The sequence below is a fragment of the Endozoicomonas sp. 2B-B genome, from assembly GCF_053470045.1.
This window is the reverse complement of sequence record NZ_JBLZMU010000001.1, coordinates 1,992,281-2,016,073: the sequence shown is the minus strand read 5'-3', so window position 1 is coordinate 2,016,073 and position 23,793 is coordinate 1,992,281. Positions and strand designations below refer to the sequence as shown.

Here is a 23,793-nt window from a genome sequence, read left to right as displayed (position 1 = left end):
AAGTCTATTGATCGGCAGCGACATAGCACACTCCCTCCCTTGTTCTTCTTAATTATGAAATGCCAGCTCTGAAAGAAAACTTAAGGGGTCTTCAAGACATTCAGACATTTCAGCCCGGGGCTCGAGAATAGACAGCCCTCCATGAAGTCTAGTGAATAAAAACACTCTCACATTCTGAAAGCTGGATCTATTCTATTTACAGAATATTTCCGAAAGGTTGCTCCAATGCCTTATTTTGCCACTATTCAAGTCAACCTGCTCAACAACCATTTGAGCAGGTTCACAGAATAACTGCACTCAGCCGTAATCCAGAAGTCCTTGAGTCAAAGGAGTTGTTGGAGTTTTGCGACAGCCTCTTCATACGGAGACTGAATTCCCGTAACCTTAAAAAGGTAATGGTTTCACTCTGAACAATAAAAGTAATGAACTGTAAGGAGCCCTGACATGAGTGCTCAAATCAACCATTTCATCGCCGGCTTGCCCTCTGCACCCAGCGCACGACAGTTACCCGTTTTTAACCCTGCTACCGGACAGCAGGAAGCTTCTGTTTCTCTGGCCAGTGCCATGGAGGTCGAGGTTGCCATAGCCACAGCCAAACAAGCTTTTGAACAATGGCGAAATGTCACCCCACTAAATCGTGCAAGACTTCTCTTCAAATACAGGGAACTGGTTGAAAGACACCGTAATGAGCTGGCTGAAATGCTGACCAGAGAACATGGAAAAGTTCTGGAAGATGCTCATGGCGATATTACCCGTGGATTGGAAGTCGTAGAATTCGCTTGTGGTATTCCTCACCTGCTGAAAGGGGAATACACAGAAAATGTGGGAACTGATGTGGATGCCTGGTCCGTCAGCCAACCCTTGGGCGTAGTGGCCGGAATCACACCTTTTAACTTCCCGGCCATGGTTCCCATGTGGATGTTCCCCCTGGCCATTGCCTGCGGTAACACGTTTATTCTCAAACCTTCAGAAAAAGACCCCTCAGTTCCTTTCCGTCTGGCCGAGTTGATGAAAGAAGCCGGTCTTCCCGATGGTGTTTTGAATGTGGTCAATGGTGATAAGGAAGCTGTTGATACTATCCTCGCCTCAAGGGATGTTCAGGCCGTCAGTTTTGTTGGCTCTACAGCTGTTGCTGAGTATATCTATCAGAAAGGCTGCCACCACGGAAAGCGCGTTCAGGCTCTGGGTGGAGCCAAAAACCACATGGTTATTATGCCAGATGCTGATCTTGATCAGGCCGTTGACGCACTGATAGGTGCTGCCTATGGTTCTGCGGGCGAACGCTGTATGGCTATTTCTATTGCAGTTGCTGTGGGTGATGTAGCGGATGCACTGATTGAACGCCTGACTCCGAGAGTGAAAGCCTTGAAGGTGGGTAACGGTCTGATGTCTGGTATTGAACTGGGTCCACTCATCAGCCAGGAGCACCGCAGCAAGGTATCAGGTTATGTGGATGCCGGTATTGCCCAGGGTGCCAAACTGGTCGTGGACGGCAGAAATTTTTCCGTTGAGGGCCACGAAGAGGGTTACTTTCTGGGCGGCTGCCTGTTCGACAATGTTACCACCGATATGTCCATTTACCGGGAAGAGATATTCGGACCGGTACTGTCGATAGTACGAGTGCCTGATTATGAGACAGCGGTCACCCTGATCAATGATCATGAATACGGCAACGGTGCTGCCATATTCACTCGTGATGGCAACAGTGCCCGACAGTTTGCCCATGACATCCAGATCGGCATGGTCGGTATTAATGTACCCATTCCAGTCCCAATGTCATTCCACAGCTTTGGCGGCTGGAAGCGGTCTCTGTTTGGTCCACTGCATATGCACGGCGTGGAAGGTGTGAAGTTTTATACACGTCGCAAAGCTATTACTTCTCGTTGGCCAATCGGAATCAGACCAGGCGCAGAGTTTGTCATTCCTACCATGAAATGAATAGCCACTGAACATTAGAAGCTGGCACACAGCAGAATCAGTTGTCAGAGACAACAGGAGCCGCCGGTCATCAAGATCTTCTTAAAAACATAGCAATATGGGGGATACCATCTTCCTCATAGATGTCACCTTCAGCTTTAAAGCCATAAGCGCCATAAAATGTTTGAAGGTGAGCCTGACCACTGAGATAAAGATCATACTCAGGAAAGAGTTCGGTGACTTTTTCTACCGCTCGTTTCATCAACTCTTTGCCTAACCCACCACCACGATAAGAGTAAGTGGTGATAACACGACCAATAGCTACAACAGATTCGGGGGAGGATGGAGGTATAATCCTCAGATAGGCCGCGAGATCATTTCCATCTTCCCCCCAGCCTGATAAGTGCAGACTCCTTTGATCAACACCATCCGCATCATGGTAAGGGCAATCCTGCTCAACGATAAAGACATCCTGTCGGGCTTTAAGAATGCTATATACTTCCTGCCCGGTAAGTTCTTCAAACCTGGACCATTGCCAATTAATCAAACCCGAATCCAACCTAAAATTAATCAATCTTTGTGAATATCTATCCACTGTCAGGTAACCCGACAGATTATCCTGCTCACCGGACCATCTCTCAAGAATTAAAAACAAAAAACTCTGGCTTCCAAAAGCAAACCAGAGTTTTCGGCCCAGATAGTCTTAAATCAGATTTCAGACAGCATTTCAGCAGCAGGTCTGTAGGTCAGGTTTTGTACCTGGGCAACGCTCTCACAGGTCACTATGCCTTTGCAGACGTTAAGACCTTCAAGCAGGTGTGGATTATCCTCAAGAGCTTTACGAGTCCCCTTATTGGCAATATCCAGAACATATGGCAACGTTGCATTTGTAAGTGCCACTGTAGAAGTTCTTGCCACGGCACCTGGCATGTTGGCCACACAGTAGTGAACAACACCATCCACGATGAAGGTAGGATCATCGTGGGTGGTGGGTCTGGACGTTTCAACACAACCACCCTGATCAATAGCAACATCAACAATAACAGAGCCACGCTTCATTCTGCTGACAAGATCTCTAGTCACCAATTTGGGTGCGGCAGCACCTGGCAGCAGAACTCCGCCTACCAGCAGATCAGCTCTCAGTACATGTTCTTCAATAGAGTGATGAGTAGAGAATACGGTTTTAATACGGTTGCCATAACGGGCGTCAAGCTGTCTGAGAGTGTCCACAGAGCGATCCAGAATAACAACGTCTGCCCCCATGCCAACAGCCATAGCTGCAGCATTTTGACCAACAACACCGCCACCGATAATGACAACCTTCGCAGGATCTACACCCGGAACACCGCCCATGAGTACGCCACGACCTGACTGGGACTTCTCGAGACAGTGGGCGCCAGCCTGAATAGACATACGACCAGCGACTTCTGACATAGGTGCCAGCAAAGGCAGACGACCATTAGCATCTGTTACAGTCTCATAAGCAATGCAGGTAGCTCCTGATTCAATCAGATCCTGAGTTTGAGGAACGTCTGGCGCCAGATGAAGGTAAGTAAAGAGAGTATGGTGAGGACGCAGCCTTGCTCTTTCAATAGCCTGAGGTTCCTTGACCTTAACAATCAGCTCAGCCTTTTTGAAAACTGCCTCGGCACTTTTAACAATAGTAGCTCCAGCATTCTCATAACAATCATCGGTGAAACCAATACCTGCTCCGGCATTCATTTCAACAATAACTTCATGTCCCTGTGCCACGAGTTCCTTAACTGCAGCGGGTGTTAACCCGACTCGATACTCATGATTTTTTATTTCTTTCGGCACACCTACCAGCATATATTCCCCCGGCCCAAGCTTTATCTACGCTTATAAACTAGTATAAGGCCTTCGGTTTAGTGAATTATTTTTATTTGAAATTTTTTTCAGAATATTCAACCAAAAAAACTAACACTACAAATAAAATCACCAACTCCAGAAATTTTCAGGCAATCAACTGCCTCACCGCAAGCGAAGAGGAAAAAGACTCCCAGAGGTTAGTCAATAGAAACAAGAAGGAGGCTTTAAAGATTGGAGAAAGCACGTACCAAGTCAAAGAAACGAAACATATTGCTGCTATTCTGGTTTCGAATTTCAGTGAGACCTTTGTTCGACCAGAACCCGGAATGGATGATCTGGATAGTAGAGAGTCACTTTATGGAGCCAATAGTTGGAGGCTAACGTGCCCGACACCATTTTTATGCTTGAATATCTCAACCGGGTTGGCGTAGACATCAAGCAGTTTGCTGATCAGAAAGCCCTGACGGCGGAATACTTCAGAAGAATTTACAGAGTCGACCCCAGAGAAAAGATCATTGACCGTGATGGAAAGCCCATTGGTAAAGCCAGCAATCCAAGACATCTGAACTGATTTCTGGTTTATTACTCAGAAAAACGCCACAACTTGTAAAGAAACGCTTGAGACATAGCTTTTCTATCTTGCTTGGCTATAAAATGCCCCTATGAATATTATCATCTGGATGCTACTTGGAGCAGCTTTTGCCTGGTACTGGGCTGATACAACAAAAGCAAGAGAGATCGCGATCATGCATGGCAGACGTGCCTGCAAGGAAATGAACTTACAGCTTCTTGATGGGACAGTGGTTCGTTATTCTACACGTTTCAAGCGCAGTCCAGACGGTCAGATGCGCCTTGCCAGAGATTTCAGTTTTGAATTTACACCCGATGGGATTCAGCGTTACCCGGGTCATATACGCTTGCTCGGTCAATACTTGCAGGTAGTGAATTTGCAATACACTAACCTTGAAGAACAGCAAACTTCGAATCTGATCATGTCTACAGAGTATTCAGAGGATACTCAGCCCAAGAATAACAACCCATCTGATGCAGTTGATCTGACAAACTACCAGGACACGAAGCCCTAGGAGCCTGACCGAGAATAGGCTTATCTGTTATGATAAGCCTTAAACCAACTCCGATGATGCCAGATGTCACCACCACCAAAATTCAAGGACAGCCCTGTTGAGTTTGACCAGCATCTGCTGTTCCCAACCAACATTTTCGACCTGCTTCCCAAAGACCATGATTGTTTCGTTTATGAAAGCATTTTTCAGAACATCGATACGTCTGAGGTTGAAAAAAAATATCACCACCTTGGTCAGCACGCTTACCCTCCAAAGCTCATTGTCGCTATTCTGATCTACGCCTATAGCCATGGTGTTTTCAGCTCCCGTCAGATTGAGCGACGGTGTCGACAAGATCTGGCGTTCATGTATATCTCACAAATGAACTGCCCAAATTTCAGGGTTCTGGGAGATTTTCGTAAGGAAAATCTGTCGTTTTTTCATGACTGCTTCAAACAGTCCGTCAAACTGGCCATGGAGCTCAAAATGGCATCACTGGGCCATATCAGCCTGGATGGCTCCAAGTTCAAAGCCAACAGCTCAAAGCACAAGGCCATGACCTACGGAAGGCTCAAGGCTAAAGAGGCAGAACTCAGTGCAGAAGTGGATGAGCTGATCAAAAAAGCCAGTCAGTGCGACCAGGAAGAAGACGACGCCTACAAAGCAAGCAACGGCTACAGCATTCCTGAAGACCTCCAGTTTAAAGAGGAGCGTCTGAAAAAAATCAAAGCGGCCAAAGAAGCCCTTGAAGAACGCGAAAAAGCCCTGAACCCTGATGAGCCTATTGACGACAAAAGGCAGATAAGCTTTGCAGACCATGATGCCCGGATCATGAGCAAGAAAAGTTACTGTGAGTACAGCTACAATGCTCAAATCACCGTAGATGCTGATAATCAGATCATCGTCGGCCAGCACATCAGCCAGCAAGCCAATGATGTTCAGGAGGCAGAGCCTGCTTTGGAAGCACTGTCTGAGACAACCGATGGTGCTGTAGTGGATAAGGTGAGCATGGATAATGGTTATTTCTCAGGGCCAAACCTGCATGTGCTGGATAAGCATGAAATAGATGGCTACATAGCCACCGACAGAAAAGAGAAGCCAGCAGATACCCAGCTTAAGGACTCTGAGCGTAAGTTTGTCAAAGCAGATTTTGACTACGATGCAGAAATGGATGTGTTTATCTGTCCGGCTGGGGAGAAGCTGATAACTAACCCAGACAGCAAGGCCAAGAGGCAGAGTTACCGGGCGAACAAGGACGCATGCAGGAAGTGTGTTTACCGTTCACAATGCAGTGGCTCAAAAAAGGATGCTGGCAGGGTCATCCGCACAGACAAGTTTGAGCCCGCGCGGCAACGTATGAACAAGAAAATGGAGACAGCCAGTGCGAAAGCAATCTATGAGCGTCGTAAGGTCATTGCAGAGCCACCGTTTGGTCATATAAAAAACTCAGGGTTCAGGAGTTTTAGCCTTCGTGGTAAAGAGAAGGTAGAAGCAGAGTTCTCACTGGTATGCACGGCACACAATTTCAAAAAATTTGTGAAGGCCGCTTCAACGGGATCAATCCGTCTTGAGAATTTAAAAGGGGTTAAAAAAGCGGCATAAAGGCTGTGAAAAGGCCTAAATTTGCAAAAATGAGCAAAATTACACCAAAAATTGGATGTTTTTTGCTCATCCTGAAATTTTAGAGAGCCTCTGGGGATCTAGTTACGCCATTCTCGGTCAGGCTCCTAGGAGCCTGACCGAGAATAGACTGCCCTACTGCGGCGGCAGCAAATTGGTCTGAAAATCCGCTTTTGTTCGTCAAATAGCTCGCTATTCTCCTCACAAAACCGAATTTTCATCCTCAATTTTCTGCCGTCCTCGCTACGGGCGCTATTCTCGGTCTAATGGGATGGTCCGCCCCTCCTAAACGGCTTCAAATGAGCCAAAATGGAGTTAACCATTTAAACAGGATTAACCGGAGCGAACCACCCATGACTATTTCAGTACTTGGTATCGATATTGGCAAGAACAACTTTCACCTGTTTGGTGTTGATGAGCAGGGTAGCAAAGTCATCAGAAAGAAGTCGTCCAGGAAGAACCTTCTAGAGTACGTGGCAAATCTGGAGCCATGCATTATCGCTATGGAAGCTTGTGGTGGTGCTCACTATTTGGCTCGGTTATTCAAGAACTATGAGCATACTGTCAAGCTGATTTCACCTCAATTTGTCAAGCCTTATGTCAAGACCAACAAAAATGACTACAACGATGCTGAAGCGATTGCAGAAGCAGCTTCACGGCCCAGCATGCGTTTTGTACCTGTTAAAACATCAGAGCAGCAGGCCTGGCAACTTCTGCACCGCTATCGTCAACAAGCGGTTGATCAGAGAACTGCCCTGGTTAACCAGATCCGGGGGTCACTATTGGAAGAAGGTATTGTAGTTGCCCAGGGTATTGGTAAAGTTCGTGCACAGCTTCCACGAATTCTGGAAGATGCTGAAAATGGACTCCATTCGCTGACTCGTGAGCTGCTACATGGTTTATCAGAAGAGTTGGCCAGTCTTGACAAGCGTATTCAACAGTATGACCAGAAAATTCAGGAGCTAGCAAAAAACGACGACGAATGTCGTCGAATGATGACTATGCCGGGTATCGGAGCCATCACTGCCACAGCATTGAAGGCAGCCATTGGTGATGCGACGTATTTTAAATCTGGTCGACACCTTGCCGCATGGATGGGATTAGTTCCAAGACAGCATTCCACAGGCGGTAAGTCAGTCCTGCTGGGCATCAGTAAACGGGGTGATAAATACCTGCGCACATTATTGATACACGGCGCACGTTCGGTACTCCACTGCCTCAAAAATAAGGATGACCGCTGTAAAAAATGGGTTAGCCAACTTAATGAGCGCAGCAATCACAACGTTGCCGCCGTTGGTCTGGCTAATAAAATGGCTCGGATTGTCTGGGTCATCATGACCCGAAATGAAGTTTACAAGGCTGCATAATGAAGTAAAGGCGGCAGCGGCAAAGTAAAGCATAAGCTTAATCAAAGGGGACCCCCCCGCAGATTGCGATGAGCATGTACAGTTGATGGCAAACAGGTAAAAACCGGCAACCTGAAACCTGATAGGAGCCTTGACCCTTGAGGCCGTCGGACTGATAAGGCCAGGTTGCGCGGATACCCATCAGGGCCAGAGGGTTAGACCTCATGAATAGGCCGTATATATGATTGCAGTTATCTTTGTTTGCTAATTAACAAAACAGGCTCTTGCAAAACGGGGCGGACCATATAAGGCTCCTAGTACATCGTTTTAGCCCAAACATTCAGACCCAATATACAAATGATTAACGAGCCGATGGCAATTTCTGTCCTGTGATAGAATTTGCCTGCCCCCTTTGAACCGAGGTTAAAACAAATGGCCCATGCCAAAGATCTGAAGAAAGGTCAGATTGTTCAAATTGAAAACCAGTATTGCATCGTTCGACAGCAGGAAACCAAGAGTCCGTCCGCTCGCGGTGCCTCAACCCTCTACAAGTTTCGTTTCAGCTCCATTCCCGATGGCCAAAAGCTGGAGATGACCTGCACAGGTGACGATCAGTTTGCTGATGTCGACTTACTCCGCCGAACAGTTTCGCTTCTCTATCGTGAAGGTGATGAATTTACCTTTATGGACAGTGAGGACTACAGCCAATATCTGGTTAACTCAAGCACCATTCAAGAGCAACTTCCCTATATGTCTGATGGCATGGAAGGACTGATCGCTCTCTTGGTCGATGGTCAGTTACTGGCTATTGAACTACCGTCATCTATCGCTCTGGAAATTATTGATACCTCTCCCGCGATTAAAGGTGCTTCTGCAGCTGCTCGAACCAAAACAGCACGATTGACTACCGGTCTTGAAGTTCAGGTTCCAGAATACCTGAGTACCGGAGAAATCATCAAGATTAATACAGAGACAGGCAAATTCATGTCCAGAGCATAAAGTCGGATCATACCTTTTTGGCTCTTCAAACCTTCTGCGATTTAAACCTTCAACAGTGCACTTGAGTGCGCTGTTAAAAACGATCGCCATTGGAGTCAATACATTCGCTCGGTCACCTAATGTCAGGGCATTATGACCAGATAGTATTGGTCATTCACAGCCCAGAGCCTGCAAAAGGGTCAAGATAGCAACCCCGTGGCCGATAAGGTCAGATACCAGAGTTTTCTTGTAGATTTCATAGCTCAAGGAAAAAACCAGTAATAAGTGAAATAAATACGAAGGAATATAACTAACTATATGGTCCCAATACACAACGAATGGAAAACGAGGTGTTTTTCTCTTTTTGTACCATTCATCACGGCCATCCTGAGAAATTATTTCACAATATAATAACGAAAAAACATATATATTATGTTGCTATATTGAGCAGGAAATTCAAGGCACTTCAGCCTGAACATGCTTAACTGAATAGTAGGGGTTTTTCTATTGCCAGCATGTCGTATAGACTGGCAATATAATTTGGATGGAAGCGCATTCAGCGCTAACTAAGGGTTAGCACCATGGATGGAAGCAAATCTTTAAACAGCTCTAGTGCATGTTGCAAATGGGGGTCGTGCTTTTTCATGACTTTGTTCCCGGTTGTAGCACTGTCGGACTCGGAAGGTCATTATCTTTCAGGGTCCCCTCATTACAGCACTGTCTACTCTCGTGATGTTTCGATGATTGACCCGTTCTCCACCATAACTACTAAGCGATCAAAAAACGTCAATAGAATGCCTGAGTTGTCTATCCGGGAAAAATCCAAAGTAAACCAGAAAAAAGTCAGCTCTTTTGTATACAAAGCTGTTAGCGATCCCAAAAAGCTGGCCGAACAGGCTGCCGCCAGTGCTGCATTTCTCGGGCTTGACTACATTGGTGTTGCCAGACCCATCAAAGAAGGCATGGACTTCATCAAGGAAAAAACACAGTTCGAATTCGGCGACTGTGGTAAGGTCCAATTCAGCAGTAACGTCAAAGCAGAAACCTGCATGTTCGATAATTCTACAATTGAGCTCAATTCTGATTATGATCTGGATTCTTTCACTGTTAACTTCAAATGGCAGATCTAATTAAAGGGTTATGATTTGTAGCTAAAGCTCTAACTGACTCAGGAACTTCTTCCAAGCAGTGCCTTCCCGGTATAATCCCGTTAGAATCCCTGTCCAGATATTCTGGCCTGAGGTTTCACCTTGAACACACATCGACAATACGCTCAGTTCTTGCGTCAACTGCATAAACTTCCAGCCTGGAAGCTCGTAGCAGTCACAACTGCTGTCTGTGAAAGAAGCTGGCCCAACTTTGCCCTGTTTGCCGAACTGACAGAGTTTGGACTTCCCGAAGACGTTCGACACTCTCTTAATATGCTCTGGGATAACGTCGCAGGCTATCAATCAGCCAAAAACTTTGAGCGTCTTCTGGAGAAGCTTGAGCCGAATGTACCCGACCTTGATGAGTGGGAGATGTTTGGCGCCATTCCAGCTTACGACAGTGTTATCAGTACGATATGTGCCGTTAACTGTGCTATGGAACCTGATGCTGGAGAGACAGCCAGTGCCTTGACACTCTCACTGAGCACCATTGGTAAATTCGTTAAGTATACAGAAGCTGAAGAGCTTAAAGGGACTGAACTCCAACAGTATGTTGAACAGCATGAGCTTTATCAGCAACAGATTGCGTTTATTGAAGAACTGCTGGATCAAATCAGCAGAAGCAAGCAAAGCCCCGATGTTATGAAACAGATCAGGGCTTTGGCCAGGAATGAAGGAATCAGCCACATTGGTATCAGTCTTGAGTGATTTATCATTTCGAATTACTGATGATATCTTTCAGCAATGTATATATTTTACTCTGAGAGTTCGACATCGTATCAAAGTTCTGATTGTAAGTAGTCATCGCACGCTGCAACTGGACAGTCTGCAACTGGTTACTCCCCGTCAGATTTTCTTTTGCCGCGTTCAGTGATGTCTTCAGCGAAGCCCATTCCTCTGGTGTGAGCTGGCCTTTTCCACTGGCGTCAGTGTAATTGATCTTCAGCAGATTACTGAGAACATCACGCTCTTCCTGAGTCAATGCTGGCATACCACCAGTCACTTCATTAGTAAAACTATTCTGGAAGGCGACTTTACGGGCTGCATAGCCACTGAGAGTTTGACTGGAATCGTTCGGGTCCTTACGAGACATCTGGTTGGTATTCACTCCGTCAAACTCCCAGGAATGAAGCCCACCCGCCTCAAGTAGAACATAACCATCGTTACTGGCAGCATCCAGGGCGGTGCCATTGAGATTTGGTGTACCTATAACAGGCTTTGCCGTATTCAAGTCAGTTACTGTAAGCCCCTGATTGCCTCTGGTGATGGTGATTCCGGTGATATCCGCGAGACCTCCTGACAAATTGGAAGGATCAAAGGGAGTTCCGGGAGCAGATGTTTGAAAAGTAATCTCAGTACCATCATCCAACACCATAGTCATATCATTCATAACCGGAATGCCCACCTGTTTGGCATCCGATATGGAGCCCTTGGCAACCGGCACCAGTGCCTGGTTTTGATAATTGAGTTGATTGCCTTCAGCATCCACCAGAGTGAAGGTAGTTTTGCCATTAGCATCCGGCTGAATAGCAATACCATAACCATTATCCAGTACAATGTTATTACCGTTAGTGGTCCAGGTCGTCTGCTTGTATTGACTGGTGCCATACTGGGCTATGTTGGATTTGTTGATCAGAGTATTGACGTTACCCAATAGCTTATTAGAAGTTTCTATCTCACTGAGAAGTCTGCGGACTTCTGAGTCCAGCATGTTCCCGCGCTCAAGGTAGACAGCCGAGACAAAGTCCTGCTGACTGAGCTTGGAAGAATCAACAACATTAACATTATTATTACTGTTAACTCCATTAACGGTAGCCATGAAAAACCGCCCCTGTCATCCACATGAATATTCAGTAAAAAAACACTGTTTTCTGCCCGATCCGGCTGTTCCGTTCGGACCATCAGACAAATCCGGTCCGATGCCTTCTGCCGGAGGATCCTGATTTTGTCTTAGGTTTCAGCAGTCGATTAGCCATTCTGAGTTCTTTTCGTTTCAGTGATGCTTCTTGAGAAAGGTCACTCTTCAGCTCATCATTGAACTTGATCAGCTCCTGACGGGCTTTATGCTTGAAATGGGTGGGCCAGGCATCGCTATTGATAAACTCACGGAGTTTCTTTTTATCCATACCAACAGAATCCATAAAGTCTTTCTGTTGGTTAATGCCTGCTTTGGCGGTCTTTACTGCAGCTTCGGATTCCTGCTGAACAAGCCAGGACGATTTCTTAAGCTTGGTGACATCAATCAATCTGATACGGGAGGCCATAGGGTTCTCTCCTTTTAGCGAAGTAAGCGGCCATTTACTCACCAGTCAATGGCCCATTATCGCTTTGGCACTTTGTATTCTTTCCAGCTCAACCTTACTTTCCGATGACATCAGCCAGTTCTTCTTATTTCAGTGTAGACATAGAATTCACCGGCGATAGAATGAGTAGCCCTATTCGCTGGAGTGAAGTATGGATATAGACAGTTTTGAAAGCCTGATGATGAAAGCCCTCCTGACAGCTCTGGTGTTGTTCATGGGTTTCATTGTTTACGATCTGGCTAAAAAGTCGAAAGCGGGAAAGTTTGGTACATTTATTCTTTTTGGCGCTTTATGCCTGGGTGTACTGGGGTTTGTCCTGAAAGGTGTTTTGATGAAAACGATTGGTGGTTAAGGCCTTTTGCCTGACTCTGCGACGATTGAACACGCACTTACCACTCAAAACAGCGTAATCCTGTCGAACGTTTGCAGAGTCTCGCCCATTATTCAGATTAGACTTCAGGGCTTTTGTTCTGTCTCAATCACTTTATAATATCAGCCAAAGCCAATGAGACTGAGCCCGATGTCAGGTCGCCCCCTCCACCCCCCCGGTTCTCCCGAGAAGAAAACAGAAAAGACTCCCGCTCCCCGACTGATTCTGTTTAACAAGCCTTTCAATGTACTGACTCAATTCACCGATTCAGAAGGGCGCCCTACGCTTAAGGATTACCTGCCCATTCCAGGTGTTTATCCTGCTGGTCGCCTGGACAGGGATAGTGAAGGGCTGGTGCTGCTCACTAACAATGGACAGATTCAACATCAGGTCAGTTCTCCCCTTCACAAGATGGATAAAACCTACTGGGTTCAGGTGGAAGGCATACCCAATGAACGGGCATTGGAGAAACTGAGAAAAGGCATTGAGCTCAAAGACGGCAAGACACTTCCTGCAAAAGCCAGAATCATAGAGGCTCCAGCAGTCTGGCCAAGGACACCGCCCATAAGGGAAAGAAAGTTCATCCCTGACTGCTGGTTGGAGCTGACTATTCGAGAGGGACGAAACAGACAAGTTCGACGCATGACCGCAGCAGTTGGCCACCCTACCCTGAGACTAATACGATACCGTATAGGTGATTGGGCACTGGACGAACTCAAACCGGGAAACTGGTGCGAGATAGAGATACCAGATGCTTTAAAGGTACAATTAAAACAAAACAGTATTACCAGAAATCGTTCCAGCGCCAATAAACTGGCTCGAAAAGGTTTTACAAAACGTCATAGAAAATAAATATCTGATCATTTTCAGGAATCGACAGGAAGGACAGCTTGATAGCATTATTCAAGACTCATTACACAAAACTGGCCCGGACTGCCCTCCTGCTGGCCATGGCATCTATTATGGTTTTGTCCCTATTGCCAATAGAAAAAGTCCCCCTCAGTGCTGTAAACGATAAGCTTCAACATCTTGCAGCTTTTCTACTGTTAGCTTTTCTGATGGATGCCAGCTTTCCAAACCAGCCATTCAACTTATGGAAAGTCAGTGCTTTAATGGCCTACGGCTTTCTCATTGAATTGCTGCAATTACAAACGGAATATCGCTTTTTTTCACTGGCTGACCTGATGGCTGACCTGGCCGGAACAGGTCTGTACTTTTTCACTATTCCTGTCTGGAAGCGCATACCGCTGATCAACTGGCGCTGGTCTCTAACGTAAATGCTGAGCGAGGAGTCTTCAGCTTTGCCAGCGCTTCAATTCATCGCGGCGTTCTCCCTGATTTCTGGCAGATGCCGGTCATAACTTGCGCTTATTGTCCAGAGGTATCCTGATCGTTACTTCAAGACCAGGGTGGGCATTTCTGGCGCAGATTGACCCATCGTGATTGGCTATAGCACCCATTGCTATGGCAGTCCCCAGTCCAAATCCATCATTCTCCTTGCCTCGGGTTTCATCCACCCTGAAGAAAGGTTCGAACATGGACTCCAGCACCTCTTCAGGAACACCCGGACCTTTGTCCCGTACTTTGATGATCACATTTCGCCGAAATTCTTCCAGTGTCACTTCAACGTTACTGCCTTGCGGAGTAAATCGGATGGCATTACGAATGATGTTTTCAGCGGCGCTGCTCAGCCAGTCACGCACTCCAACAATCTCAACAGGCTGGCTCTTAATCAGATCAACACCTTTATTCCGCGCCTGAGCTTCAAAATTGCCGTCATCCACCAATTCCTTGATAAGCTGCTCCAGATTGACCTGCTCACAGGCCACTTCACTCAGACCATGCTGAATACGGGAGAAACGAATAATCTCACCAATCAGCTCATCAAGGCGCTCAATTTCCCTCTCTATACGCCCATGTTCTGCCTCAGCTTCTGGCGTTTTTCTTCGAGCCAGCGCCAGAGAAATCTGCAACCGGGTTAACGGGGAACGTAACTCATGAGAGACGTTTCTGAGTAAGATTTCCTTGTTATTGATCAGCGTCTCTAACTGCTCTGCCATGTGATCAAAGTCGCGGGCAAATTCTCCCAGCTCGTCGCCTCTTTGTCGAACAGTGGCTTCCACCCGGGCAGAGAGCTCTCCTTTCGCCAACTTTCTGGAGGTTATCTGCAATCGCCTGATGGGGACTACCAGATAGCGCGCCAGCATGATGCAGAGCAGAAAACTGACCGCCAGAGCAATGATGACCAGATGCCATTGCTGAGAAAGCACTTTGGTCACTCGCCAGTGAACCAATCTGGGCATTTCCTTGGTCAGAAACAGATCATAAGGCACTCGTCCAATCCAGACTTTCCTGGGGCCTACAACTACCACTCCACTTCTGAAAGTAATGGTAGGCTCAGTGCGATCATGGGTTCGATCATAAGCGGACATCAGTTCGTCCGGAATGGCTCTTCTACCCATCACTTCACCGGCAGGATCAAAAAGGTAAAAATAACTTCCGCTGAACTGAGGGAAAGGAGTGTGGGGAGCCCAACCAGAAGCCATGCGTTCGACTTTTCTGGAAACGATCTCCAGTTCACGAAACAGCTCTCTGCGTTCTGACAGAAAATCCGAGGGATTCACCGTTATGGCCACCGCTATAACCATGGCAGCCATCATCGACAACATGGTAAGCCAGAACCACAGGAACAACTTCCAGAACAGACGCTGAAATGGCCAGACCAACATTCTCCGGACTTGTTTAATCATGGTCGTATATAGAAGTAGCCGGCACCACGGACGGTTTTAATTCTGGGTGAGCCATCCGGTCGTGTGCCAATTTTCTTGCGTACATTGCTCACATGCATATCAATCGCGCGATCATAAAGTGTCAGACGACGGTTCAATGCGATTTGGGTCAGTTCATCTCTGGAGATCAATTCGCCAGCTTTTTCAATCAGTGCCTTGAGAACCATAAACTCAGTGGCCGTCAGCTCAAGCAGTGTTTCACCCATCTTGGCTTCACGGTTTGCCAGATTGAGAGTGATATCATCAATAGAAAGGACTTTATTACCGACCTCGGTCCCCGGTGACCTTCCCCTTCTCAGAATGGCCTTGATCCTGGCTACCAGTTCGCGGTGGTTATAGGGCTTGGGCAGATAATCATCTGCTCCGATTTCCAGCCCAATGATGCGATCTACATCATCGCCACGAGCCGTTAACATCAATACCGGGATATCAGACGTCTGACGGATTTTTTTCAGGACTTCGAAACCGTTCAGTTTTGGCAGGGTAACATCGAGCAATACCAGCTGATACTCGCCAGAGAGGGCAGCATGGGCACCTGACTCACCATCATGAACTGCATTGACAGAGTACCCTTCTGTGGCCAGGTACTCAATCAACAATTCACAGAGTTCAATATCATCATCTATCAACAGAAGCTCTAGATTTTCATTACTCATTGGCAGCTCCTCAATAAAAAAAGACCCCGCAGGGGCAAGGCGGGGTTAAAGGTACAGCACAGGGCACAAAATTTACAGAGAGTCTGTCAGCTGACTTATCCAACACGACCCCGGAAAGCGTCACGAAACAACAAATTGTCTTGTTGCAAACAAACAGAGCTCAACATTCCGGAAGACCTTCGTTTCAAGCGCCCCCTTCTTTGTTCAAAAACTTCAGCGTTTAAACAATGGCCACAGTGTATTGAAGCCCGTATATACACTGGGGTTAGAGTCAGTAAGCACTCTGTAAAAAGATTTACTCGCATCTGAAGTAAGCGTCCTGTAAACAAATGCTTTATTTTTAATTTAGTGGTAGGAATCAGCCTTTAGCTGAGTACAATACTCACTACTTTTCCAGCACGAGTATGCTCAGCTCTGCAGAATACTGCGCCAACTATAGAAAAACGGGTGACTTTGAGTATAAACGCTCAATAATTAATGTTTGTATTCACCTTCTCCGGCACTCAATGGTGGCGGTTGCACAGAATAAAAGACAGGTGAAAACTAACTGTAATCATGCCTGAATATACTCTTGTGCAAGCAGCTAAGACTATTTACAGACTAGCAGCCTGTCGGACTTAAGCGTCCGTAGCGAGGATTGCAAGAAATTGAGGATAAAAATCTCTGTTTCTGAGGAGAATAGCGAGCTATTTGACGAAGAAACAGAGATTTTTAGACCAATTTATTGCAACCGCACGACTGCATGGATGCAGGAGCTAGAGCAACGCAGGAGCAGTTGCCGTGTAGGACAGTCTTAAGTCCGACAGGCTGCTAGACTTGCCGGTGTATTGCCTGGCGGAGAGATCTCCTGACCGGCACACTCATACCACAAGACTCTGACCGTGGGCTGGAAATCTGAACTTGAGACTCTTTCTCTCGGAGCCATCGATGAAATCAATCATCAGAAATAGACAACGCCCCCTGCTCCCTTTCGGCTTGCTTGTCGCATCTCTGTTAGCCCTGTCAGGCTGTAATCAAGAGCAGGAACAAAGAAAAATGCCTCCCCCTGCTGTTTCAGTTATCAGTGTTACGGAGCAGCCTGTTGGCGATTACAAAGAATATGTCGCTCGTACAGAAGCTGTTAATACTGTCGACCTGAGAGCGAGAGTAGAAGGCTTTCTCGCAAAGAGAGACTTCATTGAAGGGCAAACCGTCGAGAAAGATCAGCTGCTATTCGTTATAGACCCGAAACCGTATATCGCCAACCTTAAAAAGGCTGAAGCTGATCTGGCCAGTGCTAACGCAGAGTTGAACAAGTCGAAAAAAGACCTTCAACGCAGCAAGGATCTTCATAAAAAAGGCTATATCAGTCAGGCTGACCTGGACACCCAGACCAGCAAAGAAGCTCAGGCAGAAGCCTCTGTTCAAGCTGCTGAAGCGCAGCTGGATACTGCCAAACTGGATCTTAGCTACACCAAAATCATAGCCCCCTTTAAAGGTCAGATCGGCCGCACCAATTACAGCGTGGGTAACCTGGTAGGTCCCAATAGTGAACCTCTGGCAACTCTGAATTCGATTGACCCTATCTATGTCAACTTCCAGGTCGACGAACAACTATTCATCAGCCGCTTGCAGGAAAGTTCTGGCAGCCGGACATCCGAAAAGCAGGACTTTGAAATGAGCCTGCGTTTACCCAATGGCAGCGATTACGATCACAAGGGCACCTTCAATTTCGCAGACACCAGAGTCGATGAAACCACGGGAACCCTAACCCTGCGGGCTGAATTCCCGAATCCTCAGGGCATCATAGTTCCGGGCCTTTACGTCACCCTGATCGTGGAAGGCAAGAACAAAACCGAACATCCGATCATCCCGCAGTCTGCCGTTCAGGAAAACCAATCGGGCCGCTTTGTATTGGTCGTAGATGCTAATAACGCAGTTGAAACCCGTCAGGTAGAACTTGGACGTCGCCTGGGCCCAATGTGGGTTGTAGACTCTGGACTTAAAGCCGGTGAAAAAATCATCGTTGAAGGCCTCCAGAAAGTTCGTCCGGGTGTCAAAGTCACTCCCACCAGCGTCACAATTGATCCAGAGACAGGCGGAATTGAAGCCCAGCCAAAGTCTGATCAAGAGCAGGGCAGCCAGGCTAACAAACAAGGGTAACTGCGATGATCAGTCAGTTTTTTATTCACAGGCCCAAGTTTGCCTTTGTTCTATCGATCGTCATAACCCTGGTGGGTATGATTTCCATGCTGACCCTGCCTGTGGCTCAGTTTCCTGAAATCACCCCTCCCCAGGTTAACATCAGTGCGGTATTCCCGGGAGCCGATGCAGAAACCATAGAAGAAGCCGTCATCCGACCGATTGAAGAACAGGTCAACGGTGTAGAGGACATGATCTATATCAACTCTTCTGCTGGTAACGATGGCAGCGCCAGCATCACCGTGACCTTTGATTCCGGTGTCGACCAGGATATGGCTCTGGTAAACGTCCAGAACCGTGTTGCTGTAGCTGAACCATCACTTCCCGAAGACGTCAGAAGAACGGGGGTGACGGTCAGCAAAAAGTCTTCAAGCATGCTGTTGGGCATCAACCTGGTTTCCAATAAGAGTGAGTACGACGGCGTTTACCTCAATAATTACGCCAACAATTACCTGAAAGAACCCATGGCTCGTATTGACGGGGTCGCTTCCGCCGACATTTTGGGTTCACTGGTTTATAGCATGCGTATCTGGCTTGATCCTGAACGCATGGCATCTCTTGATATCACAACCTCAGACGTATCCAACGCACTGAATGAGCAAAACGTTATTGTTGCAGCCGGTAAGCTGGGTCAGGCGCCAAACCAGCCAGACCAGCAGTTCACTTACACCATAAAAACCCAGGGACGTCTGAGCAACCCTGAGGAATTCGGCAACGTCATTATCAAGGCCGACCCTGATGGCTCCTATGTTCGCATCAAGGATATCGCCCGGGTTGAAATGGGTTCCCAGAGTTACGATGGTGTTGCCAAGTTTAACAATGATGACACGGCTTTCCTGGTTATCTATCAGCAGCCTGATGCCAACGCTATGGATGTGGCGAAAGGTGTAAAAATGACCATGGAAGAGCTGTCTGCCCGTATGCCGGAAGGTATCGAGTATGAAATCAAGTTCGATACAACCCAGTTTATTGATCAGTCCATCAAGGAAGTAATCATCACTTTGCTCCAGGCAGTCGCTCTGGTGGTATTGGTTGTATTCCTGTTCCTGCAAAACTGGCGGGCAACACTGATCCCCGCAATCGCAATACCGGTCTCCCTGATTGGTACCTTCGCTATCATGAAAGCTCTCGGGTTTTCCATTAACACTATTACGCTTTTCGGCCTGGTGTTGGCGATAGGGGTGGTCGTGGACGACGCCATTGTTGTTATTGAAAACGTTGAGCGATTAATCACCAGGGAAGGGATGAGCCCGGCTGAAGCCACCGGTCAGGCCATGAAGGAAGTATCGGGTCCTATTGTGGCGACCACCCTGGTATTGCTGGCGGTATTTGTACCTGTAGGCTTTATGCCGGGTATTACCGGTGGACTTTATTCACAGTTTGCGGTCACCATATCGGTAGCCGTTGTAATCTCTTCCATCAACGCTCTGACATTAAGTCCGGCCCTGTGTGCCACTTTGCTGAAAAAAGGCAAGATGGGACACATCAACTGGCTGGTTCCTCTTGATAACTTTATCAAGCGACTGACCGGCGGCTACAAGAGCTGGGTTACCCTGTTGATTAGAAGAAGCATTCTGGGAATTGGACTGTTTGCAATCATGATGGCCTCCACCGGCTTCCTGTTCAACAGCACGCCCTCCGGCTTTGTTCCGGATGAGGATCAGGGATTCTTCGTGGTTGATGTTCAGCTTCCTGACGCAGCATCCCTGAACAGAACCGAAGCCACTATGGAGAACATCACCAACATCATTCGAACCGAACCCGATGTAGACAGTGTTATCAGTGTTTCCGGCTTCAGCATCATGGGTGGATCCAACTCCAACAACGCCATGGCTATCGTTGTCCTCAACGACTGGAAAGATCGCCCGGACCCTCTACAACACCAGCAGGCGGTACTGAGAAAGATACAGGGCAAGCTCTGGACGTTACCGGAAGCCCAGGTCATGGCGTTTGCCTTCCCGCCCATTCCAGGCCTTGGATCTTCAGGTGGTTTTGACTTCAGGCTTCAGGATACGCTTGGCCGCACCCCTCAGGAGCTTGGTCAGGTGTTGAATGGGCTGATCTATCAGGCAAACCAGCGCCCCGAAATGACTCAGGTATTCAGTACTTTCCGTGCTAATGTGCCTCAATACTTCCTCGAAGTAGATCGCAACAAGGCTAAGGCACAGGGTATTCCGCTGTCTGAAATTTTCATGACCCTGCAAACCCAGCTGGGCTCCCTGTATGTCAATGACTTCAGTAAATTCGGTAGAACCTACCAGGTTAAGCTTCAGGCAGAAAGCGAGTATCGCGCCAATCCTTCAGACCTGAGCAAGTTCTTTGTCAGAAACCTGAATAACCAGATGGTGCCTCTGACTACCGTTGCCTCATTGAAACCGATTCTCGGCCCCAACAGCATTGACCATTACAACCTGTACCGCTCAGCCAGCATAAGTGGCAAGGCTAATCAGGGTTTTAGTTCCGGTGATGCCATCACAGCCATGGAAGATCTGGCCAAAACATTGCCCGATGGCTACACCTTCGAGTGGTCTGGACAGTCACTGCAGGAAATTGAAGCCGGTAGTCTGGCTCCACTGCTATTTGCCCTGGCATTCCTGTTTGTCTACCTGTTCCTGGTGGCACAGTATGAAAGCTGGACCATGCCGCTGGCAATCATCGTGGCAGTGCCCATAGCGGCTTTCGGTGCCATTGTCGGAATCAACCTGTTCCGGTTATTGATACCCTCGATGGCCAATGATATCTACGCCCAGATAGGTATGGTGCTATTGATTGGTATTGCTGCAAAGACGGCGATTCTTATCGTAGAATTTGCCATGGTTCAAAGACAGTCAGGCAAGAGTATCTTCGATGCTGCCATCAACGCTGCCGAACTGCGCTTTCGCGCCGTATTGATGACAGCCCTGTCTTTCGTACTTGGGGTACTACCTCTGGTATTTGCCAGTGGTGCCGGTGCTGCCAGCCGAAGGATAATTGGTACGACAGTAATGTCTGGAATGATCGCTGCCACCCTGTTCGGCACGATAATGATCCCATTGTTCTATTATCTCCTGCAAAAAATGCGTGAGCATTTTGATTCAGATAAAGCGAACAGCTGATCAACATAAAGCCCCTGTCTAAAGGGGCTTTTTTGTGTCCAGCCTGCCTCTCGCTACCGTGCGCCAGCTTGAGAACCAGAGTTTTTTGCTCCCACTTGCATGAGGTAATCTATCCTTCCTCTCTGAATGCCAGAATGCTAGAACAGAATTATTAAACACTCACTCTTTGTAGCGGCGCTGTGGCTGCTGCTGTCGATGTCTATCGTCTGTCAGGCTCAACCGTTGACAGGTTTTTTTGTTGTCGAGCTTGAACCGAATGCAGTTTTTCCAAACCAGAGCCTCTCTATAAAGCGTAACCGGCACACATGGCCTTGCAGCCCATCATACATTTCCGACACAAACGACTGTACAGAACAAGATTCGCCGCCTGATATCAAACAACACATACCTGACATTTACGGGATGCCCCCTACCCTTATTGAGTTGATAGCGCAGCAATGTTTTTTCACCGCTCCTCTGCTGATTGCCTACCAACTGATCCTGACAACCAAAGATTCTCCTTCAGGCTCGAATCCCTATTCATGGCTCCCCTTAAAAGTGGTTATCACTGTCTGTTGGCTTTTAAAAAGCGATTGGACCCCCGATTCACCTCTGTTTAAACCGATTAAACTACAAGAGGTCAGCCAGAAACATTCGTTTGCGACCATCACTATGATGTTTGGCTCTGGAGATAACCAGCAATCACAACAGTCATCAGAATCATCCATTCAGACAGTATCGGAAGCCAGGACCCTCCCTGCAGGCTCTTTCACTAACCCCGTGAACTCTGACTCTGGCGGCGGTAACGGAGATCCTCAACAACACCTGCACACTTTCGGTTTAAATTGTTTCATCCTTCCCTGTCATGGCGTTTGTCAATTCCGAAGGTCACCCGACAGCGGATTGCCCAGTGGATGGCCACTGAAATCGGCAGAAAGTTCAGCAGTCCAGAAGGGAGCAGGACAGAGCACATGCCCCGATCCAGTCAATAAACACAACCATAACCGTATAGATCGCTTTAATTTTCTACAGACTCTATATTCCCAGCAAAACTGGCTTTTCCAAATATTGAGTAATCCTGCCATTCAACTCCAATGTACTTCTGTTCAACCTTCTCAGACACAGTTCGATCAGATGCAACCCCGTGGCCTTAACAACAACCGGGCAAGTAGCTGCAAGCTAGCATACTCCATGAGTCCTGGGTCAACAGACAGTCACTCAACCGGGCCAGTCAGAAATGACGCCCAAGTACTTGAGAAATTTCCTGTCTCCAATGATGACTTGATTGTAATCAACGGGTTACTCAATTTAGGTAATCAAATCCTTCTCGAAAAAATCGGGACCTCTTGTGCCTTTACCGACTTCACATCCTCAATGGGAACTTCAGAAACACCACAAAAAACAACAGAATCACCCCAATGGGTTCAAAGCCCAACTCAGCTTATTCAGATAGGTTCAATAAAGGCGCCGACAGCATCTTGTAAAATTATATTCGCGACATCAAACCAAAAAACCTCTCAAGCTGGCGAACCTGAATTGGCTCGGACTTCACCTTCAGGTTATCTTCCCCCCAATGGTTCCACCCGTTGTCAACAAGACTGGCCTAATCCCATAAGGAGAAACGGTGGCGGGCAACAAATCTGCGCAATGACTTTGGTCGGGAAGGATGGCCAGACACGGCCATGTGGGGTGATCTTCAAGAATGCCCGATCTCTATCCTCGCACAAGAGCAGATACCACAGCGGGCAAAAAACCTGTGACCTGACAGAAGTCGGAAAGGATGGCCAGCTGCTGCCATGCGAAAAGGTCTTTAATCATTCTCAAGCCCTGGCGGCTCACAAAGCCAGAGCCCACATCAGACAACAAACCTGTGGCGTAACCTTAGTCAGAGAAGATGGCCAGCTGCAAAGATGCGGAACAGTCTGCGAGGATGCCAGAGCCCTGATATCTCACAAAAGAAGCGCTCACAAAGGACAACAAAAAATCTGCGATAAGACAGTCATCGGAGAGGATGGCCAGCCGCGACCATGCGGAAAAGTCTGTAATAATTCAATGGCCCTGTCGTATCACAAAAGAAAATACCACACCGGGCTACGAACCTGTGACGTGACCGTGATCGGCGAGGATGGCCGACAGCAGTCATGCGGGAAAGTCTGCAGAAGTACTCAAGACCTGATTGAGCACAAAAACAAAGAACACACCGGCCAACAAATCTGCTACGTGCGCCTGATCGGGGAAGATGGTCAACTGCAGCAATGCGGAAAGGTCTTCAGGAATATTCCATCGCTATCAGTTCATAAAAGCAAAATCCACAGCAAACAAAAAACTTGTGATGAAACCGTGATCACAGAGGATGGTCGGTCCTGGCCATGCAGGGTGATCTGCAAGAATGATCAAATCCTGATGGATCACAAAAGAGGACATCGTAAGCGCAAATCTGTTGATGTGGAGCAGAACAATGACCTCACTCCTGAAAAAGCTAAACGAAGTTTTCAAAGCCATTAAGCTGGTGTAATA

The 23,793-nt window shown here is 47.4% G+C and carries 20 protein-coding genes; 14 read left to right on the top strand and 6 right to left on the bottom strand.

All coding sequences use genetic code 11. The annotated features are described in order from the left end of the window. Positions 1-444 precede the first annotated feature (444 nt). On the top strand, positions 445-1,938 hold the full coding sequence (locus ACOMHB_RS08120; RefSeq protein ID WP_448216204.1) for a CoA-acylating methylmalonate-semialdehyde dehydrogenase: 1,494 nt from the start codon (positions 445-447) through the stop codon (positions 1,936-1,938). Between the two features lie 70 nt (positions 1,939-2,008). Here the strand turns inward: ACOMHB_RS08120 and ACOMHB_RS08115 are convergent, their stop codons facing one another. Together ACOMHB_RS08115 and ald are read right to left on the bottom strand one after the other, a co-directional pair. Continuing rightward, positions 2,009-2,572, bottom strand: a complete 564-nt coding sequence (locus ACOMHB_RS08115; protein WP_448216203.1) for a GNAT family N-acetyltransferase — start codon at positions 2,570-2,572, stop codon at positions 2,009-2,011. 53 nt (positions 2,573-2,625) lie between these two features. Then, positions 2,626-3,747, bottom strand: coding sequence for an alanine dehydrogenase (gene ald / locus ACOMHB_RS08110; RefSeq protein ID WP_448216202.1), 1,122 nt, complete (start codon positions 3,745-3,747; stop codon positions 2,626-2,628). Positions 3,748-4,129: 382 nt separating this feature from the next. Between ald and ACOMHB_RS08105 the strand changes: the two genes are divergently transcribed. The 7 genes from ACOMHB_RS08105 to ACOMHB_RS08075 all read left to right on the top strand — a co-directional run bounded on the left by ACOMHB_RS08105 (position 4,130) and on the right by ACOMHB_RS08075 (position 10,611). Continuing rightward, complete coding sequence (locus ACOMHB_RS08105; protein WP_448216201.1) at positions 4,130-4,318, top strand: hypothetical protein; 189 nt, start codon at positions 4,130-4,132, stop codon at positions 4,316-4,318. 91 nt (positions 4,319-4,409) lie between these two features. Continuing rightward, entirely contained in the window at positions 4,410-4,832 is a 423-nt protein-coding gene (locus ACOMHB_RS08100) for a DUF3301 domain-containing protein (RefSeq protein ID WP_448216200.1), read from the top strand. A gap of 63 nt (positions 4,833-4,895) precedes the next feature. Continuing rightward, positions 4,896-6,413: an IS1182 family transposase gene (locus tag ACOMHB_RS08095; protein ID WP_448216038.1), complete on the top strand. Its 1,518-nt coding sequence runs from the start codon at positions 4,896-4,898 to the stop codon at positions 6,411-6,413. Between the two features lie 371 nt (positions 6,414-6,784). Further along, positions 6,785-7,798 carry an IS110 family RNA-guided transposase gene (locus ACOMHB_RS08090; protein ID WP_448215063.1) on the top strand — a complete coding sequence of 338 codons (1,014 nt, stop codon included), beginning with the start codon at positions 6,785-6,787 and terminating at the stop codon, positions 7,796-7,798. Positions 7,799-8,209: 411 nt separating this feature from the next. Further along, positions 8,210-8,776: an elongation factor P-like protein EfpL gene (efpL, locus tag ACOMHB_RS08085; RefSeq protein WP_422132852.1), complete on the top strand. Its 567-nt coding sequence runs from the start codon at positions 8,210-8,212 to the stop codon at positions 8,774-8,776. 623 nt (positions 8,777-9,399) lie between these two features. Continuing rightward, positions 9,400-9,885, top strand: a complete 486-nt coding sequence (locus ACOMHB_RS08080; RefSeq protein ID WP_422132851.1) for a hypothetical protein — start codon at positions 9,400-9,402, stop codon at positions 9,883-9,885. 120 nt (positions 9,886-10,005) lie between these two features. Next, positions 10,006-10,611, top strand: a complete 606-nt coding sequence (locus tag ACOMHB_RS08075) for a DUF416 family protein (RefSeq protein WP_448216199.1) — start codon at positions 10,006-10,008, stop codon at positions 10,609-10,611. 4 nt (positions 10,612-10,615) lie between these two features. Here ACOMHB_RS08075 and ACOMHB_RS08070 read toward each other — a convergent pair whose 3' ends face one another. Further along, positions 10,616-11,722 (bottom strand): hypothetical protein, encoded by a 1,107-nt coding sequence (locus ACOMHB_RS08070; RefSeq protein WP_422132849.1) that lies wholly within the window; start codon positions 11,720-11,722, stop codon positions 10,616-10,618. A gap of 82 nt (positions 11,723-11,804) precedes the next feature. Then, complete coding sequence (locus ACOMHB_RS08065) at positions 11,805-12,167, bottom strand: hypothetical protein (RefSeq protein ID WP_422132848.1); 363 nt, start codon at positions 12,165-12,167, stop codon at positions 11,805-11,807. Between the two features lie 190 nt (positions 12,168-12,357). Between ACOMHB_RS08065 and ACOMHB_RS08060 the strand changes: the two genes are divergently transcribed. The 3 genes from ACOMHB_RS08060 to ACOMHB_RS08050 all read left to right on the top strand — a co-directional run bounded on the left by ACOMHB_RS08060 (position 12,358) and on the right by ACOMHB_RS08050 (position 13,853). After that, entirely contained in the window at positions 12,358-12,558 is a 201-nt protein-coding gene (locus ACOMHB_RS08060) for a DUF2788 domain-containing protein (RefSeq protein ID WP_422132847.1), read from the top strand. 168 nt (positions 12,559-12,726) lie between these two features. Further along, positions 12,727-13,428, top strand: coding sequence for a pseudouridine synthase (locus ACOMHB_RS08055; RefSeq protein ID WP_448216198.1), 702 nt, complete (start codon positions 12,727-12,729; stop codon positions 13,426-13,428). A 38-nt stretch (positions 13,429-13,466) separates the two neighbouring features. Next, positions 13,467-13,853 carry a VanZ family protein gene (locus ACOMHB_RS08050; RefSeq protein ID WP_448216197.1) on the top strand — a complete coding sequence of 129 codons (387 nt, stop codon included), beginning with the start codon at positions 13,467-13,469 and terminating at the stop codon, positions 13,851-13,853. Between the two features lie 78 nt (positions 13,854-13,931). On the opposite strand, the gene ACOMHB_RS08045 is transcribed toward ACOMHB_RS08050, so the two are convergent. Next, positions 13,932-15,326 (bottom strand): ATP-binding protein, encoded by a 1,395-nt coding sequence (locus ACOMHB_RS08045; RefSeq protein ID WP_448216196.1) that lies wholly within the window; start codon positions 15,324-15,326, stop codon positions 13,932-13,934. Then, the gene (locus ACOMHB_RS08040; protein WP_422132843.1) at positions 15,323-16,021 is read right to left on the bottom strand and encodes a response regulator; all 699 of its coding nucleotides are present in this window, start codon (positions 16,019-16,021) and stop codon (positions 15,323-15,325) included. The genes ACOMHB_RS08045 and ACOMHB_RS08040 overlap by 4 nt, the downstream gene beginning before the upstream one ends. Positions 16,022-16,948: 927 nt before the next feature. Between ACOMHB_RS08040 and ACOMHB_RS08035 the strand changes: the two genes are divergently transcribed. From ACOMHB_RS08035 to ACOMHB_RS08025, 3 genes are all read left to right on the top strand, one after another. Then, positions 16,949-18,163, top strand: a complete 1,215-nt coding sequence (locus ACOMHB_RS08035) for an efflux RND transporter periplasmic adaptor subunit (protein ID WP_422132842.1) — start codon at positions 16,949-16,951, stop codon at positions 18,161-18,163. 5 nt (positions 18,164-18,168) lie between these two features. Further along, positions 18,169-21,297, top strand: a complete 3,129-nt coding sequence (locus ACOMHB_RS08030; protein WP_448216195.1) for an efflux RND transporter permease subunit — start codon at positions 18,169-18,171, stop codon at positions 21,295-21,297. A 402-nt stretch (positions 21,298-21,699) separates the two neighbouring features. Further along, a complete protein-coding gene (locus ACOMHB_RS08025; protein ID WP_448216194.1) occupies positions 21,700-23,781 on the top strand; it encodes a hypothetical protein in 2,082 nt (693 codons plus the stop codon). Positions 23,782-23,793 lie beyond the last annotated feature (12 nt).